The sequence below is a fragment of the Psychrobacter sp. I-STPA6b genome (assembly GCF_020662265.1).
Lineage (GTDB): Bacteria > Pseudomonadota > Gammaproteobacteria > Pseudomonadales > Moraxellaceae > Psychrobacter.
In genome coordinates, this window is the sequence record NZ_VEWM01000122.1 from 140,679 (window position 1) to 157,270 (window position 16,592).

The window sequence follows — 16,592 nt, forward strand, 5'->3', positions numbered from 1 at the left end:
ATTACTATTTTGCAGGGTTTTTTACGTTTGTACTAAAGTAGTTTATTCATAGAAGTTGTTATACTAAATTTGATGTTTTAGGTTTTAAACACAGTTTATTTAAAAACCATTGTAGGACAATATAACCTTTATAAAGGGAAAAGGATAAAAACATGAAAAAGCTATATTTATCTCGTCTCGCACCAAACCCTCGCAAACCGATTATTTTGATGGCATCAAAAGGTCTAAATATTGATGACATACATGATATCGAAGTGATTGATATGGATATTGCCCAAGGTGATCATCTAACAGAAGAGTTTACTCGTATTAACCCGTTAAAGCTGTTGCCTGTTTTGGTATTAGAAGATGGTACTGTACTCAATGATTCGCAGGCAATTTGTGAATACCTTGACCGTGTGTATGGTGAGCGCTCAGTGATGGGTAATGATGTGGTACATCGTGCTAAAGTTTGCTCAATGCGACGTATTGCTGAGCTTGAGGTGTTATATCCATTGATGATGGGCTTTCAGCATTCTCACCCTTCCAAAGCACATCGAGTAGATCAAGTACCTGAGTTTGCCCCGAAGTCGGTTCAGCGTGCAGTTGATGCATTGCCTTATTTTGAAAATATCCTCAAAGAAAAGCAATATTTGGTTAATGACCAACTCAGCTATGCTGATATTGTGCTTTACATTGCTCTTGATTTTGCGAAGTTGCAAAAAGTTGATCCAATGGCACAAGGTGAAGGGATTGCTCGTTTTTATAACATGATGAATGAGCAGTTTGGATTAAAAAAGATGAATCCTGAAAAGTAAGGTTTAATTTTTTAATAGTCTATTCAACAAAATAGAGGAAATAGATAATGAATATATCTTCAAAAGTTATGATGTTATCAGCCATCAGTGCAGTATTTGCATTAAGTGGCTGTCAAAATCTATCTTTTGCAACAGGGACAACAGCAGTGAATGATACCAAACCTGCACATACACAAGCACCTGTTTCGTATGAAACTTTGAGTCATTACAACTGGACATTGGTGAGTGCGGTAGATAGAAATAATCAGTCTTTACCCGCATTGAGTGCCATTAAAGACCAAGTGATACTGCAATTTGGTCAGCAAAATGGACATAATGTCACACGATATAGTGTTGGTTGTAATAATATGGTTGGTCAGTATACCCTAAGCAATAATGTGCTTAATATTGCTAATGTTAGACAAACTATGATGGGCTGTGGTGAGCTAAGTGGAGCAGAAAGCCTGTTGAATAGCTTGATGCAAGGCTCTAGCCAGTTGACAGTACAAGGAACACAAGAGCCTGTATTGACTCAGATTACTAATGATAATGCCACTTTAGTGTGGAAAGGCGTATTGACCTCACAAGCAAAATACAACCAGCAGGGTGATACAGTGTTTTGGGAAGTGAGCCATGAGGCACAGTTATGCTCTCCTGCCAGTACCAAAGTTTGTTTAAAGGTTCGTCCTGTAGAGTATGATAACCAAGGTATCAAAACTGGTGAGGGTAACTGGTCTATATTTGGTGGTGTGATTGATGGCTATACCCATAATGATAGCGCCGATGAAGTATTACGTCTTAAACGCTATGTTGTTGACCCTAGCGATGTGAAAGGTAAGCAGTTTGCCTATGTATTGGATAGCGTGGTCGAGACTACATTTATTGACAAATAGGTAATTACATAGGTAGTTATAAGTACAGACTAAAAGCAAGGGCGTTTAGCGCAGATGGGCGACATCTTCTTCGCTCAAGCGCCAGCGCCCTTTTTTCTTCGATGAGCCACGACCTCGTAATGCAGCATTGGCAAGTAACTTTCCCATAGAGTGACTAGAATGAGCGTGGCAAATGGCACAAGCCAATCCATCAGCGGCATCCGCTTGTGGTGTGACATCAAGCTGTAGAATACGGCAAACCATCTCTTGAACTTGCGTTTTATCAGCCGCTCCATAACCACATACAGACTGCTTAATTTGACGTGCTGTATATTCAGATACCTCTAAATCTAAAGCAACTAAGGCCGCAATGGCGGCGCCACGAGCCTGCCCAAGCTTGAGTGCTGAGTCAGGGTTTTCTGCCATAAATACCTGCTCAACGGCAGCATGAATTGGCTCATTAGCATATTTCAGATGATGCTGGGTAATACGAGTGATACCCTTAAAAATACGCTTGAGACGCTCTGGCATCTCTTTGGTCTCAGTGCGGATAGTACCTGCATCAAGATAGCGCAGTTTATCACCAGCTTGATGGATGATGCCATAGCCTGTCATGCGTGATCCAGGGTCGATACCGATGATAATCGCCATATAGAAGAGCCTTAGATTAAAAATCCCAACGGAAATATAAAAAAAGTAAAAATAGAATAACGAAATTATGTTCAAAGACAGTGTTTTGATTTGATAGTATACCAATCAATCCCCATATACGTAAGAATAAGCAAATTTACTATGGATTAGAGGTTAGGTGTTGTGAGTTTGAGCCACCTAAATTTTACTTTAAACTGTTATTTGATGACTTAATTTTGGCTTTTTAGTTAATTTTTTACTTATATAGTTTTATACAGGACGAGGTGTTATGGGTCAGATTGTTGGCATTGCCATCGTATGGTTTATTATTGAAATGTTATTGTGGTATCTGATTGCTCAGTTTATCAGTGGCTGGTGGGTCTTTGCTTGGTTTATTGTGGCAGCCGTGATTGGTGTGACATTAATTCGTAAAGGGATGGCAACACTTAATCCGATGGCACAACAGATGAAAGCTGGTGGTATGATGAATCCAGCCATGCGTCCACCAGAAAATACCATGATAAAGTCAGTCGCTATGGCAGTCGCAGGATTCTTATTGTTAGTTCCGGGTATTTTATCTGATATATTGGCTCTTTTAGTCATCTTGCCACCAGTACAGCGCAAACTAAAAGACATGGCAAATAACTATGTTATGAACAATCAGCAAAAAATGATGGACATGATGGCAAGACAAATGGGTGGACAGAATCCATTTGGTGGCATGGGTGGTATGGGAGGCATGAATGGCAATGCTCAAAACCCATTTGGCAATAGCAATCCTTTTGGTAATATGAATGGTACGCAGTCAAATAGTCCTTTTGGTGATATGTTTAAGCAACATACCACAGTTGATGGTTCAGCCAAACCAGTACAAAAGGATGTTAAAAAAATCACTAAGTCAGCGAATGATGACTAACAAGAGACAAGCTAGGCTCTGTTGAGTTATTAGATAACGGATGGAGTAGTTAATGGATAACTAAGAGCTAAGCAAGACGCAGCGAAGATGTAAATAATAAAAAACCCTTATCAGTTCAAATCGTGATAAGGGTTTTTTTATAACCATGATTTGGTCAATATATCTGCTTAATTTAGCTAGAATTTATCAGAAAATCAGGATAGGTAATAAAATACGGATAATAAGTAGTACCAGAGTACCGCTGTGAGATGGGAACCCATGAACCGTGAAGTTCAGGGCGGATGTGTCATTGTCTCATTAGGTTTCCTGATACACTGCATGCAGTGCAGGCCTACCTGTTAAAACAATAGGTAGCACATCCTATTATTACATTATCGGCTCAGGGAATATCATCCACTGGCGAGTACTCCAGATACTCACTATGTTAGCGAATCTGTGCCTTGATTGCAAATTCAGGATAGTATGGTTTGTATGACCTTAGTAACGCTTATTGTCATTTTTATATTTACTATGAGTGATTTATAAAGTTCAGCTTCCTTATTAAGTCAATGGATAAAAAAATGTTCATTAATTTAGGAAGTATAGTCATCATATTTTACACATTGATGACAAAAGGTGATGGTAAAAGCTGATGATACATCTTGATAGATGTTGTTTAAGTTCAGCAGTTAAAATGTGAGCATAGTTTAGGTTTGGTTACTTTCTTCAAACAGCTCTGTTTTATTAAAAGTAAGGGTTATGTGGTAGAATTAGCAGGTAATACTTGTTGGTGCTGTGTTTTTAGTTATTAACTGGATGATTTAGCTAATAGGATATCTTCATATATGCTAGAAGTGATATTCAGAAAGTCTTAGAGTTTGAATGACTGCGCTTTAAATACACAACATTATCAAGCTTTTCCTTATTTTTCGTGTTTTGAATTCATGCTTTAGTTATAGGAGTAGTGGTGCATGGCAACTGCAAAGAACAATGATAAAAAAATTCCTCACGTTGTTATGATTTTAGACGGTTTCGGGTATCGTGAAGAAGAGCAGGACAATGCCATTGCGGCAGCAAACACTCCCAACTTAGATAAAATTTATAAAACTTATCCGCATGGTCTGATTTCTGGTTCAGGTGAGGATGTTGGATTGCCAGAAGGGCAGTTTGGCAACTCAGAAGTGGGGCATATGAACTTGGGAGCAGGGCGAATCTTATTCCAAGACTCAACACGTATTTCTCGTGAAATCCAAAGTCGTGAATTTTATAAAAATGAGGCACTGGTCGGTGCTGTCAAAGCGGCAAATGACGCTGGTGGTGATGTTCATATCATGGGGCTATTGTCTGATGGGGGCGTGCATGCACACCAAGACCATATTGAAGCGATGTGTCACTCAGCAGTGGTTCATGGTGCCAAAAATGTATATGTGCATTGTTTTTTAGATGGGCGTGATACTCCACCAAAGTCTGCGGATAAATATATCCAGCGTTTGCGTGATTTTCTAAATGAGCTAAATACACATTATGAGGGTAAAGTACAAATTGCCAGCATTATTGGTCGCTACTTTGCGATGGATAGAGATAAGCGTTGGGATAGGGTGCAAAAAGCGTATGAGCTGATGACTGAAGGCAAAGCTGAGCGTATGGCAACTCGAGCTGATGGTGCGATTCAAGCAGCATATAAAGCCCGTGAGACCGATGAGTTCGTCAGTGCCACCACGGTCATTGAGCATGGTGAGACACCATTTACAGTGAAAGATAATGACGCAGTTATCTTTATGAACTTTAGGGCAGACCGTGCGCGGGAGTTGGCGCAAGCATTTGTGTTACCTGATCATGAGTTCTCAGGATTCCCTCGTCATAATCGTCCTTTACTATCGGCATTTGTGATGCTGACAAAATATTCAGATGAATTGGCTGAAAATAGTAAAACCTCTATCGCATATTATCCGACGGAGCTGCATAATACTTTAGGAGAGTATCTACAAAATCAAAATAAGACTCAGCTTAGAATTGCAGAAACAGAAAAATATGCCCATGTTACCTTTTTCTTTAGTGGAGGTCGTGAAGTAGAGTATGAAGGAGAAGATAGAATATTAATTCCTTCTCCTGATGTAGCAACTTATGATCTTAAGCCTGAGATGAGCGCACCAGAAGTCACTGATGCGTTAAAGGAAGCGATTGAGTCTGGTAAATACGATGTTTTGGTCGTTAACTATGCCAATGCAGATATGGTTGGGCACACAGGTGTCTTTGACGCTGCTGTCAAAGCAGTTGAAGCGCTGGATACCTCTATTGGTACAATTGCAGATGCAGTAATAGCAGCTGGTGGACATATGCTGATTACCGCAGATCATGGAAACTGTGAGCAAATGCAAGATTATGATAGTGGGCAAGTACATACCCAGCATACGACTGAGCATGTGCCTTTAGTTTATATTGGTGATAAAAATGTCCAAGTGCGTAAAGGTGGACGCTTATGTGATGTTGCCCCAACAGTGTTATTTTTAATGGGACTAGAGCAACCAGAAGAGATGACTGGTAAGAATCTGCTGATACCAACCGTGTAATGGTGCTTAATATTAATGGCGATTAAGATAATGAACGCTACCTCGATATGCTCTACCATGTTTGCCTCAGTAGTGGCTAAAAAATTTAAACCATTATTTTTAGCTGTTAGTCTGGGGTTGACTGCCAGTATGCCAATGTATGCGCACAGTATAACTGCTATTTCTGATTCTAACAGTATGCTAGCATTTGTGGCTGATGATGTTGCTGAGTCTTTTGATGAAGAAGAGATGGGGGATCTTATTGATGAGGAAGAAGACAATACCCTTGATCCTACTTCTGACGTCAGTAACCTTGTAGATACAGGCAATCAAAGTATTCGTCGTAGTGACCGTTATTTATCAAATAACCCATCAAATGATCCCATTGAGCAAGTAGCGTTAAATGCCATTTCTCCTGAAACACTAAAAACTTTTGTACAGGTAATAGACTTGGTACGTCGCCAATATGTTGAGCCTGTAAATGATGATGTCCTGTTTAATGATGCTATTAGTGGAATGTTGCATAAATTGGATACACATGCCGAGTTTTTAGATGCAGAAGCTTATGATAATTTGAGAGCATTTACAGCGGGTGATATTGGGCATGTGGGCATACATGCCCAATATGATGCCACAGCTGGACAATGGGTCGTGAGTAGCATTGATAGAAACTCACCAGCAGCAGCTGCGGGTATTGCTGTCGGAGATTATTTGCATCAGATTAATAATTTCAAGCTGAATACTGAAATGAAACCATTAGATATTGAGCAGATGCTATCGGGTATTGCAGGCTCTCAGGTGGATGTAACATTTTCGCAAGCTGGTCGTGCAAAGCGTATGGTAACCTTACAACGTAACTTAGCTGAGCAACAGCATGTCAGTATAGAAGTAGAAGATAGCATTGCGATTATCCGTTTGCCCATTTTCCAAAATAATACTGCTCAGCAGATCCTCAAAGCGCTTAATCAGTTAACAGTACCCATTACTGGTGTATTATTAGACATACGCAATAATCCTGGTGGTGTATTGGAGTCGGCAGTTGATGTTGCCAGTCTGTTTATGGATGATACGGTGATTGTGCAGGTACAAGGTAGAGAAGGTGAACCTCAAAAGCTTGTGACTCGAGGCACACCAATTTTAACAGATTTACCGGTGGTGATATTACAGAATCGTTATTCCGCTTCAGCGGCTGAAGTATTGGCAAGCAGTTTACAAAGTAATCATCGAGCAACGGTCGTCGGTGAGCGTAGCTATGGTAAAGGTTCAGTGCAGTCAGTATTGCCTTTAAATGATGAGCAGGCGATTAAGCTGACAGTGGCTCATTATTTAACCGCAGATGGTGAGAAAATTGATGGCATAGGTGTGACGCCAGATATTGAGCTATCAGAAAACAGTAGCTTATGGAAGACACAAGCAGTGACGATTCTACTTTCCAAAGATCGTGATCTAGGATTGCGGTTTACTGAGCCTGAAGGTAGCCTACCAGTAAAAAATGATTACTGAGGAATAAAATATCCCATCCTGATGGTTTGTTCACAGGTAGAGGAAATCACTTCCTCTACTTGCAAGATGCTAAGGCATAGCGGTTAGTCATCATCCCCTGAACCATCAATCCCCAGCTTTTTCATACGATAGCGTAATGAGCGAAAAGAAGTACCTAATAACTGAGCAGCCTTGGTCTTATTCCAGTTGGTTTTTTCTAATGCAATAATAATAATTTGCTTCTCTTTGGCTTGTAAATAGGCTTCAAGTCCTTCATCTGGCAGTTTAGACTGGGCATTCAAGTCAGTATTATTTTTTGAATTCTGCGTTGATGCAGACAAGCCTGCTGTTTGTTGCGTACTGGCTTTGGCTGGCTGTTTGGAGCTTTCTTGCTGATCACTTTCCTGCTTCGCTTGAGGTGTTGGAGCACCGGTAAAGTTTGCCTGTATTTGGGTAATAAACTGCGATGATGCTGTATAGCAGGATGCAGGTGAGGCATTGGTAGTATTGCTATCTTGACGTGCCACAGAAGACGCATTCGGCTGAGCAGTCTGCGTTGCTGCTGTGGATGGTTGATTGATGGCAGGAGCAACCAAAGTCTCACCACTTGTATTGCTATTGGGTGTCAGCCCCAAATGCGGTGCATCAATCACTGAATCTTCTGCCAATGTGATGGCACGCTCTAAAAGGTTTCTGAGTTCACGGACATTACCTTCGTAATGGTGGCTTTGTAAGGCTTTGATAGCGGCATCACTGAGCGTCAAGGGTTGCTCAATTTGCCAGTCTTGCATGATTTTATCTAAAAAATAATGGGCCAAAAGGGCGATGTCATTATCACGTTCATTGAGAGTAGGAAGTTTTAACTCAATGACATTGATACGATAGAATAAATCTTGGCGAAAGCTGCCTTGTTGTACCAGTTTATTTAAGTCTTTATGGGTAGCCGATAATAAGCGAATATCGACAGGGACTTCTTTTGTATCACCAATAGCACGAACCGTTTTTTCTTGTATGGCACGTAGCAGCTTGACCTGCATGGCAAGTGGTAAGTCAGCAACTTCATCTAAAAACAGTGTTCCACCATCTGCCTGCTGAAATAGCCCTTGTTTATCTGTTGTAGCACCTGTAAAGCTGCCTTTTTTGTGTCCAAAAAATTCAGACTCCATCAACTCTGCAGGAATAGCACCACAGTTAACAGGCACAAAGCTGCCTTCTCGACGAGGACTGAGTTCATGTATCAGTTTGGCGACGACCTCTTTACCTGTCCCTGATTCTCCCCATAAAAAAACAGGCGCTTGTGAGCGTGCTAATTTTACAATGGTAGATTTTAGCTGTTTAATCGCATTAGATTCTCCAATAAGATGAGTATCTAATAATTCTTCTACAGGTGATTTTTTTGAAGGCTGTGGTGGGTTTTCCTCAATTTCGGCAGTGACTCGTAGTGCATGTTCAATGAGTTGACGTAATCTAGGCAGCTCTAGTGGTTTATTGACAAAGTCAAATGCGCCAAGCTTGAGAGCCTCTATGGCTAGGTCCATATTACCGTGTGCTGTGATGACAGCAACAGGAATACTTAAGTTGGAGTCAGAGATGTAACGAACAAGATCTAAGCCTGAGCCATCTGGTAGGCGTAAATCTGTCAGACAAAAGTCATAAGTATTATTCTCTAAATAGTTATATGCCGTTGATAAATCATAAGCAACATCGCTTTTTATGCCCATTCTGGTCAGTGTTAGTTGCATTAGTCGGCAAAGGTCTACTTCATCATCAATGACAAGGGCAGTGGCGGACATAGGATATCTCTTAATTTTGAATGAAAGTATTTAAAATAATTATATTATAAGTACTTAATTAGTTGTTTATATTAATTAAGCTTGGCATAGTGATGTCTTTTGGAGTAAGTCACTAATTGCTAAATTTCTAATCAAAGAGCTACTAAACGGCTACAATATTGACCTCGTTTGCTGTACAACTGTACTGTCTGTACTATATTGTTTAGATTTAGTCATCTTGTACCTATTTTAGATTTCTTTGACGATAGTTTAATGGGTAGCTTTTGAGTACATATTGATTCTAAATGGATAAAAAAGTCATGTTTAATGTTATCGGTTGATATTTAAGCATGGTGTAGTTGGGCTGGGCAAAGCGCTTAGCATCATTAACTTAGTATCATTAAAAAGGTATATTTATCTATAAGACTGTATACGATTGTGTGATGATATACTCTGTTTAGAGTTATTGTCTGGTCATATGGTTTTCATTTATTTATCAGTTATTTGGTAGCTATTTACTATTTGCTGGTTTATTAGATGATAAATGCTGGCAAGTCATATTAGAAACCTGTGGCATGATAAGTCTAAAGCATGTTTTTTCATGCTCTGGAATATAAACTAAGCGAGCATGATTGGCTTCTGAAAATGCTTGTGATAGATACAAGCCTAAACCAGTCCCTTCATTATCTGTAGTAAAAAAAGGGTGAAATAAGTTCGGTAATTGCGACTCGTTTACACCGGCACCATCATCTAGTACATCTATTATAACATCGTTTTCTATACAAGAAACCTCTAGCTCTACATAAGCATGTGAATGAGATTTGCTGCTGAAGCGTAGTCCGTTATTAATTAAATTAATCAAAATTTGTTCGAGTTGATGGGGGTCAAAATAAATATGTGTGTCACATTTTGCAGTTAAAAAAACATCATGTTGTTGGTAGTGATCATTTAAAAACTCTTGAAGCCAAGGAATAATGGCAAAGTCAGTCTGGTCTGGTTTGGTCTGTCGAGATAACTTTAAGATGTCTTCGATGATACGGTTGACCCGTTTGGTTTGTTTAAATATCATCTGATAAAGCTCAGCATTACCTTGATTTTTTTGTAATAAGGCATGGTATTCTTTGCTTAAATTTTCATTGGATGCGAGACTATTGGAGTTATCTAGTGATTCTTGGGCATCTTCAATTAACATTTCACTGGCTTGTGATATGGCAGCTAGAGGATTGCGAATTTCATGTGCAATGCTGGCAGTGAGCTGTCCTAGGGAGGCTAATTTTAGCTGCTGTGCATTGGTCTGCTCACGGCGCATGTCTTCAATCAATATTAATAAACTGGCATCTTGTAGCTGCGTCGCACTTAAGCGTAGCTTGTCAGTGACTGTACTGGGGTCAGTGAGGTGATATACCCACTGTGAGCGGTTAAGTCTAGAGGCGGTGTCTATCCATTGCTGTAATTCGGGATGTTGCGTGGTAATTTTGTGACCAATAAAATCATGCAACTCTTTTCCTGTAAGTGCTAAGGTTAAATTGGGTACGATATTTAGTAGATAAACCGCCGCCTCATTACATAGTACGACTTGTTTTTGTTGGTCGAAGACCATGACACCGCTGCTCATCTTACTAATGACTTCTTGGTTAACTGCATGCAGTTTTTCTACTTCAATAGCATGTGCAGCAGCAATCTGCTCAACTAATGCCAGTCTTTTTGAGATAGACCAACTGATAAAACCAACGCCTAAAAAGCTTAATGAGAGTAATAGAGCATCACCAAAGTTAGACAAGCTCATGCTATTAGTAATGGCATAGAAAAACTGTTGGTAAATAACAAAAATAATAGCAAGTAGGGTAACAATGATGCCCTGATAGGTAGGTAAAAGCATAAAGCTTGCAGCAACGACCACCATATATAGCATGGTTGTCTGCAAGTCGGGTGTTCCATTGGTATATAGCAGTAAACTGAGAACCACCACATCCACAACCAGACCAACACTCAGCTGTCGTCTAGAAGCATGAGGATTAAAGAAGAATAGCCCTAATAAGATGATGCTAAAAATACAGTAAAATAATAAGATGGTCTGCTGTAAGAATGAAGGCAATACAATTGCGATTTTATCGTCTTCAAAGATTAAAGCGTAGTTGGATAAAAATAGAAATAAACTAATAACAAAACGATAGATACTATAAATTAATCCAAGCTTACGCAGCTGTGTTGTAGGCAGTAGAGCAGTTTGCTGAATGGTTGGTCGTACAATTGGTCTAATGTAGTGCTTTAAGGTGTTCCAGTTCATAGTAGCCAGCTTATCAGACTTCAGCAAAGTTTAAGGTTGTATTAAGCCATGTCGCATGGCTAGATGAGTGAGTTTGACATCACTGTCAACACCGACTTTTTCATAAATACGATAGCGGTAAGTGTTAATGGTTTTGACACTGACAAAAAGCTGATCTGCTATCTGTTGCGCACTTTGGCAGTTAACAACCATCATAGCAACCTGTTTTTCACGCTCACTGAGTAAGTCAAATGGTGAGCCATCATTTTCTGATAGTAGTACTTCTGCCAGTTGTTCAGCGACATCGCTACTAAAATAACGCCCACCTTGGTGTACTTTTTTGATAGCACGTATCATCTCATCAAGTGGTGTACCTTTGGTGATATATCCATGTACTCCAGCTTTTAAAAGCATGGATGGATAAGGCTGAGCAGACAAACTGCTAACCGCTAATATTTTGACGCCTGTATTTAGTTGTACTAAGCGTTTAGTCGCTTCGACACCACCAATATTAGGCATGTTCACATCAAGTAATACGACATCGGGACTATGGCTTTTGACCATTTTAATGGCTGTTTCGCCATTTTCTGCTTCTCCAATAACATCAATGTCAGGGCTATCTGCCAGCATTCTACTAATACCCATACGGACTAAATCATGGTCATCAACGACTAAAACTCGGATCATATAACTACTCACTTTTGTTGTGCTGGCTAATTCTTACAGATATGTAAATATATATTGCTAGTATACAAACCTATTGTAGAAAAATTTCATTATTGGTAGATTTGAAACGCTTAGAAACATCTGATGGTTAACCTAAAACGTAATTGGTGGTAATATTATCTAATATAATACCCTTACCTTTACTTTATATCTCATACTTTTGATGTATTTTCAAATATAACAAGGAACTTCCATGATAAGCTCAGACTTTACGCCTCGTCAATTGGCGTCTATCTTTGCATTGTGCTGTGGCGCAATGATTTCTACTAGCGCCGTAGCCGCGCTCACAATTAGTGAACCAAGCCCAAGTTATGGAACGGCACGTATTAGTATGGGAGGAGCTGATAGCCTATCACAAGCTCGTACAATTATGTACTCTAATAATACTACAGGTCAAAGTAGTAATGTCGCCACAACGGTCAGACGTGTTGATAATGGCTATAGTAATATTAATAAGGGCAACTATACAAATACTACTTATGCATCAAACTATAATAATATATATAGTAGTAATAACCACTATTATGACCCTTTGAGTATTACGACAGGTTCACGGGGTGCAGTAGTCTTAGATTTGAGTACAAATACACCTATTTATGAAAAAAATGCCAACGTTGCCCGTCCCATTGCATCTATTACTAAGTTAATGACAGCGATGGTCATACTTGATGGTGGGCAGAGTATGAATGAAGAAATTATCATTCAAAGTGCTGATGTGGCAAAAAAATACTATAGTAACTATGAAAAAACTTCCGGTACTAACTTAAAAGTAGGAGATAGACTCAATCGTGCTGAATTGTTATTGATGATGCTAATGAAGTCAGAAAATCCAGCAGGTAAAGCATTAGCACGAAGTTACCCAGGTGGATATAATGCTTTTGTGCGAGCAATGAATCAAAAAGCACAGTCATTAGGCATGACATCCGCATTTTTTGGTGACCCAACTGGATTGGATGTCCGTAATGTTGCTTCCCCCAATGACTTAGTGAAGATGGTACGTGCTGCTGGTAACTATGAAGTGATTCGTCGATTCACGACCACACCCAGTTATGATTTCTTTGTTGCAAATTATTCTGAGGGCAATCGTCGCTACCTTGCCCGTAATACTAACTATTTAGTGCGTGATGCTATTTATCCTATTGGTATTTCAAAAACTGGATTTATTAATGAAGCGGGGCGTTGTGTGGTGATGGAGACGATGGTAAATAATCGTCCTTCTATTATTGTACTACTAGGGGCAAACAGTTCAGCGACTCGTTGGAGTGATGCTGAAAATATTTTAAATAGTCTTGCATTAAGACGTACTATCTAAAAGACAAAACATATTAGTAATAAAAAACCTTGAGCATTATCTCAAGGTTTTTTTATCGCTATTTTTTAACTAAAGTTTTTACATAAGTCCTATGCTTATTTTTTGATTACCCCAAACCATGTCAATTCAGATGGGGTGAATTCTAAGTCGATGGCAGGTTTTAAGCTGGCAGATTTGGGGTCAATGATGGCAATTTGTTTTTTACCAGCATTTAACACATAGACATTATTACTATTGGGGTTAACAACAAGTTTTGGACCGCCATGCCCACCATCTTTGACACCATCGCTGATAACATCAAGGGTTTTGATGGGTTTAAAGTTTTGAGCCACATCCAAAATGGTGACTTTGCCTAAGTCATCAAGTAGTAGTAAATAGTTACCAGTGCTGTCAAACTCATAGCTTAACACTTTACGCTCTTTGTCTGTCGTCCAAGTGATGGCAGAAAACTCTTTAGTGACAGGATTAATCAAATGTGGTTGACCACATGCCGTACCCACCAAAAACTCATGATGGGGGCTGGTGGCAAATGAGCCGATACGAGATGGATAAGCAGGTCGACCAGGGCGTTGACATTGATTGTTACTAATACTGGCAGGGTTAAGTAGTTTTTCTGAGGTAAACTCATTATCAACTTTATGTACACTCACCACACCATCGCCACAAGCAAATACGCTGTAATCACCTGCACTGCCACTACCATGTAGGCTTGGACAAGCAGTGGGTAGCTCTTGGTGCTTGTGATAATGGTCGTTATGTTGTTGATAGACCACAACTCTGTCAGCAAGTGGGCTACCTGTACTTTCTAGGCGAGCGGTGGTAATGATATACTCTCCTTGAGCCTCTGCTGTACCATGCATATTAGGGGTGAGTTTTTGATAAGGCAGTTTGCCTTTATCAATACCCTCATCTGTGACTAAGACAAAGCCTGCTGGCTTAATATATTTGTCCACAGGATTACCTTGTTCGCCTTTACCATCAAAAAATAATCCTGCCTGTGTGCCATGTGTTTGATAATGGTTGGGGGTAAAGTAAGGTAAACTTGTCAACATTTTACGAACTTCACCAGCATAAGCGTGGTCATGGTCACCATGGTCTTCAACCCGTAAGCCACTGTGATAAAAGTTGACTAGATTATCTTGGCGGTTTAATGCTAGGGCATATTTGCCCTCTGGGCTGGTTTGTAGGGCATCAATATGTCCAGCATTTCCAAAAGTCTGGATAATTTTGTTTTGAGCAATGCTGTAGACATAAGCCGTATCACTGTCGTGGTCAGTGATAAGTAGTCGTCCTTGAGCAACTTCTGCATCCACCCCTTCATCATGATGGTGATGGTGGTCGTGATGATGGTCAACCGTTGCATTGGCTCGGTCTTCTGATGAGCCACAAGCGGTTAGGGTGCTGATGGTTAAGCCACCAAATAAGGCAAAAGCGATGGCTTTGGTTAATGGGTGTTTAGTAAGCGTTATATTTAGCATAATCAACTCCAAATATAGATGGATTAAATATTAAAAACTCATGAAAGCAATTAATTAATGTTGATGTCCATGATCATGACCGTCATGATTATGGTGGTCGTGGTCGTGGTCGTGGTCGTGGTCGTGGTCGTGGTCGTGGTCGTGGTCGTGGTCGTGGTCGTGGTCGTGGTCGTGGTCGTGGTCGTGGTCGTGGTCGTGGTCGTGGTTGTCAGTGCTGTCTGTAGCCTGTCCAACATTGACAAAACGGATACCATCTGAGCTAAAGATAAGTGTGGTTTGTTGGTCAGAGCTTGGGCGTAAACCCATGATGGTTAGGTTGTTTGGTAAGCTAAAGTAGCTTAAAACGTATCCTTTGTCGTCTTTATGGCTATCATGGTCATGGTCGTGACCCTCGTGTCCGTGGTCATGCCCATGATGGTGGTGATGGTGTCCACCTTCGCCGTTTTCGATGGTCTCTTGGGTTGCCATTTGTGCCAGTTTCTTAACTTTGTGACCATCTAATACTGCAAATTCTCCTGCTTTTGAGGCAATGACCATACGGCTATCTTTTAAGACTGCCAAATAGCTGGGACGGAAATTAATGCCATCTTGGTCAAAAATAAGAGGTACAGAGTATTCAAATTTTTCGTTATCAAAGTCTGCTGGGCTGATGGCATGAATGTGGCTTGATACTGGCTCAAAGATAAAGGCAGTGCCATCATCAGCAACTGATAGCTGTGGTTGGCTAGCATCAAAGTTTTCATCAAAGTAGTCTGTATTTGGAATATTAAACTGCTCAATAAATAAGGCATCGCCATGTTGATGGAAGTGGTCATTATGACGGTCAAAGCGGTAAAGTTGTCCGATGGCATCTAGTACATAAAGCATATTGCCTTGTGGGTTGTAGCTGATAGCAATCGCAGGATAGTTGTCTGTCCAGTTGCTAATTGGTTTAACAGTCAGTGTTTTGTCGTCAATAATGACAGGCTGATTGTCTTGAATGGCAACCAGTAATTCACCTGATTTATCTTTTTGTAGTTGATTAATGGGTTTGCTAAGCTCGTTGATGCAATAGACGGCTGAATGCCCATTGCGTAGGCTTTGTGCGTTACATTTGTCATCACTCTCAAGCTGTTTGGCAGTGGCTCGGTCGGTGATGGTAATACTCATTAGTTTGTTATCTTCACAGGTAAAAATAAACTTACCTGCACTGGTGATACTGTCAGTTGCTCCTGCACACATGCTATCGACATAAAGAGATTCTATGTATTGCATGGGCTTGGTAGTATCAGGTTGTTTCCAAATGGTTAAGCGATTTTGTTCTTTATCTTCAGGGTAGGGCGATTGCTCATCAAAAATACGCTCATAGCTGATGGCATAATCATTTAGGCTTTCTGCCATACCAATACTGTGACCTGAAATCGCTCCTGAAAGTCGAGTTGTTTGAAAGTTTACTCGCTCACCACTGCTCATTTGACTGGGGTCAAAGCGTAAAAAACGGGCAGAAAATGGGCTGTCTTTATCGCCAAAAAAGACATTGGTCACGTTGCCATCATAACGTACACTAGACACCAATGGGTTATCCTCGGTAATCATAGGTGTGTTGGCATAAAAGGTGGGTTCGCTATTGGCATGTTCATGATGGTGGTCATGGTCATTATGGTCATGTCCTTCGTGGTCGTGGTTATGGTCATGACTGTGACTGACTGTCGCTGTTTTACGGTCATCCGCTGAGCCACAAGCGGTTAATGTACTGATGGTTAAGCCACCAAATAAGGCAAAAGCGATGGCTTGGGTGATGGCTTGGCTTAATGGGTTTTTGCGTAACATAACATTGTCCTTTGTATAAACTGTT

Annotated in this window: 12 protein-coding genes and 1 other RNA gene; 6 read left to right on the plus strand and 7 right to left on the minus strand. The window is 40.3% G+C overall.

What is annotated here, in order from left to right:
• The first annotated feature begins 152 nt into the window (after positions 1-152).
• Together FHK88_RS12945 and FHK88_RS12950 are read left to right on the plus strand one after the other, a co-directional pair.
• Positions 153-797 carry a glutathione S-transferase family protein gene (locus FHK88_RS12945; protein ID WP_227431130.1) on the plus strand — a complete coding sequence of 215 codons (645 nt, stop codon included), beginning with the start codon at positions 153-155 and terminating at the stop codon, positions 795-797.
• A 47-nt stretch (positions 798-844) separates the two neighbouring features.
• Complete coding sequence (locus FHK88_RS12950) at positions 845-1,669, plus strand: META domain-containing protein (RefSeq protein WP_227431131.1); 825 nt, start codon at positions 845-847, stop codon at positions 1,667-1,669.
• A 45-nt stretch (positions 1,670-1,714) separates the two neighbouring features.
• Here FHK88_RS12950 and ruvC read toward each other — a convergent pair whose 3' ends face one another.
• Positions 1,715-2,299 (minus strand): crossover junction endodeoxyribonuclease RuvC, encoded by a 585-nt coding sequence (gene ruvC, locus FHK88_RS12955; protein ID WP_227431132.1) that lies wholly within the window; start codon positions 2,297-2,299, stop codon positions 1,715-1,717.
• Positions 2,300-2,567: 268 nt separating this feature from the next.
• On the opposite strand from ruvC, the gene FHK88_RS12960 reads away from it, so the two are divergent.
• Positions 2,568-3,194, plus strand: coding sequence for an FxsA family protein (locus FHK88_RS12960; RefSeq protein WP_227431133.1), 627 nt, complete (start codon positions 2,568-2,570; stop codon positions 3,192-3,194).
• A gap of 224 nt (positions 3,195-3,418) precedes the next feature.
• Here the strand turns inward: FHK88_RS12960 and ssrS are convergent.
• A non-coding RNA gene (ssrS, locus tag FHK88_RS12965) (6S RNA) lies at positions 3,419-3,612 on the minus strand.
• A 532-nt stretch (positions 3,613-4,144) separates the two neighbouring features.
• On the opposite strand from ssrS, the gene gpmI reads away from it, so the two are divergent.
• A complete protein-coding gene (gene gpmI / locus FHK88_RS12970) occupies positions 4,145-5,743 on the plus strand; it encodes a 2,3-bisphosphoglycerate-independent phosphoglycerate mutase (protein WP_227431134.1) in 1,599 nt (532 codons plus the stop codon).
• Positions 5,744-5,773: 30 nt separating this feature from the next.
• Complete coding sequence (locus tag FHK88_RS12975) at positions 5,774-7,225, plus strand: S41 family peptidase (protein ID WP_227431135.1); 1,452 nt, start codon at positions 5,774-5,776, stop codon at positions 7,223-7,225.
• An 83-nt stretch (positions 7,226-7,308) separates the two neighbouring features.
• Here the strand turns inward: FHK88_RS12975 and FHK88_RS12980 are convergent, their stop codons facing one another.
• From FHK88_RS12980 to FHK88_RS12990, 3 genes are all read right to left on the minus strand, one after another.
• Complete coding sequence (locus tag FHK88_RS12980; protein ID WP_227431136.1) at positions 7,309-8,997, minus strand: sigma-54-dependent transcriptional regulator; 1,689 nt, start codon at positions 8,995-8,997, stop codon at positions 7,309-7,311.
• 490 nt (positions 8,998-9,487) lie between these two features.
• Complete coding sequence (locus FHK88_RS12985) at positions 9,488-11,263, minus strand: sensor histidine kinase (protein ID WP_227431137.1); 1,776 nt, start codon at positions 11,261-11,263, stop codon at positions 9,488-9,490.
• 30 nt (positions 11,264-11,293) lie between these two features.
• Positions 11,294-11,929: a response regulator gene (locus FHK88_RS12990; protein ID WP_227431138.1), complete on the minus strand. Its 636-nt coding sequence runs from the start codon at positions 11,927-11,929 to the stop codon at positions 11,294-11,296.
• A 232-nt stretch (positions 11,930-12,161) separates the two neighbouring features.
• Here FHK88_RS12990 and FHK88_RS12995 point away from each other — a divergent pair, with 232 nt between their 5' ends.
• A complete protein-coding gene (locus FHK88_RS12995; protein ID WP_227431139.1) occupies positions 12,162-13,280 on the plus strand; it encodes a serine hydrolase in 1,119 nt (372 codons plus the stop codon).
• A 95-nt stretch (positions 13,281-13,375) separates the two neighbouring features.
• Here the strand turns inward: FHK88_RS12995 and FHK88_RS13000 are convergent, their stop codons facing one another.
• Complete coding sequence (locus tag FHK88_RS13000) at positions 13,376-14,758, minus strand: hypothetical protein (protein WP_227431140.1); 1,383 nt, start codon at positions 14,756-14,758, stop codon at positions 13,376-13,378.
• A gap of 54 nt (positions 14,759-14,812) precedes the next feature.
• On the minus strand, positions 14,813-16,567 hold the full coding sequence (locus FHK88_RS13005) for a hypothetical protein (RefSeq protein WP_227431141.1): 1,755 nt from the start codon (positions 16,565-16,567) through the stop codon (positions 14,813-14,815).
• Positions 16,568-16,592 lie beyond the last annotated feature (25 nt).

Excerpts from the sequence above, each read along its gene's own strand:
- ruvC (WP_227431132.1), bottom strand. The coding sequence starts at position 2,299 with ATGGCGATTATCATCGGTATCGACCCTGGATCACGCATGACAGGCTAT.
- FHK88_RS12950 (WP_227431131.1), top strand. The coding sequence starts at position 845 with ATGAATATATCTTCAAAAGTTATGATGTTATCAGCCATCAGTGCAGTA.
- FHK88_RS12985 (WP_227431137.1), bottom strand. The coding sequence starts at position 11,263 with ATGAACTGGAACACCTTAAAGCACTACATTAGACCAATTGTACGACCA.
- gpmI (WP_227431134.1), top strand. The coding sequence starts at position 4,145 with ATGGCAACTGCAAAGAACAATGATAAAAAAATTCCTCACGTTGTTATG.
- FHK88_RS12945 (WP_227431130.1), top strand. The coding sequence starts at position 153 with ATGAAAAAGCTATATTTATCTCGTCTCGCACCAAACCCTCGCAAACCG.
- FHK88_RS12960 (WP_227431133.1), top strand. The coding sequence starts at position 2,568 with ATGGGTCAGATTGTTGGCATTGCCATCGTATGGTTTATTATTGAAATG.
- FHK88_RS12990 (WP_227431138.1), bottom strand. The coding sequence starts at position 11,929 with ATGATCCGAGTTTTAGTCGTTGATGACCATGATTTAGTCCGTATGGGT.
- FHK88_RS13005 (WP_227431141.1), bottom strand. The coding sequence starts at position 16,567 with ATGTTACGCAAAAACCCATTAAGCCAAGCCATCACCCAAGCCATCGCT.
- FHK88_RS12995 (WP_227431139.1), top strand. The coding sequence starts at position 12,162 with ATGATAAGCTCAGACTTTACGCCTCGTCAATTGGCGTCTATCTTTGCA.
- FHK88_RS12980 (WP_227431136.1), bottom strand. The coding sequence starts at position 8,997 with ATGTCCGCCACTGCCCTTGTCATTGATGATGAAGTAGACCTTTGCCGA.
- FHK88_RS13000 (WP_227431140.1), bottom strand. The coding sequence starts at position 14,758 with ATGCTAAATATAACGCTTACTAAACACCCATTAACCAAAGCCATCGCT.
- FHK88_RS12975 (WP_227431135.1), top strand. The coding sequence starts at position 5,774 with ATGAACGCTACCTCGATATGCTCTACCATGTTTGCCTCAGTAGTGGCT.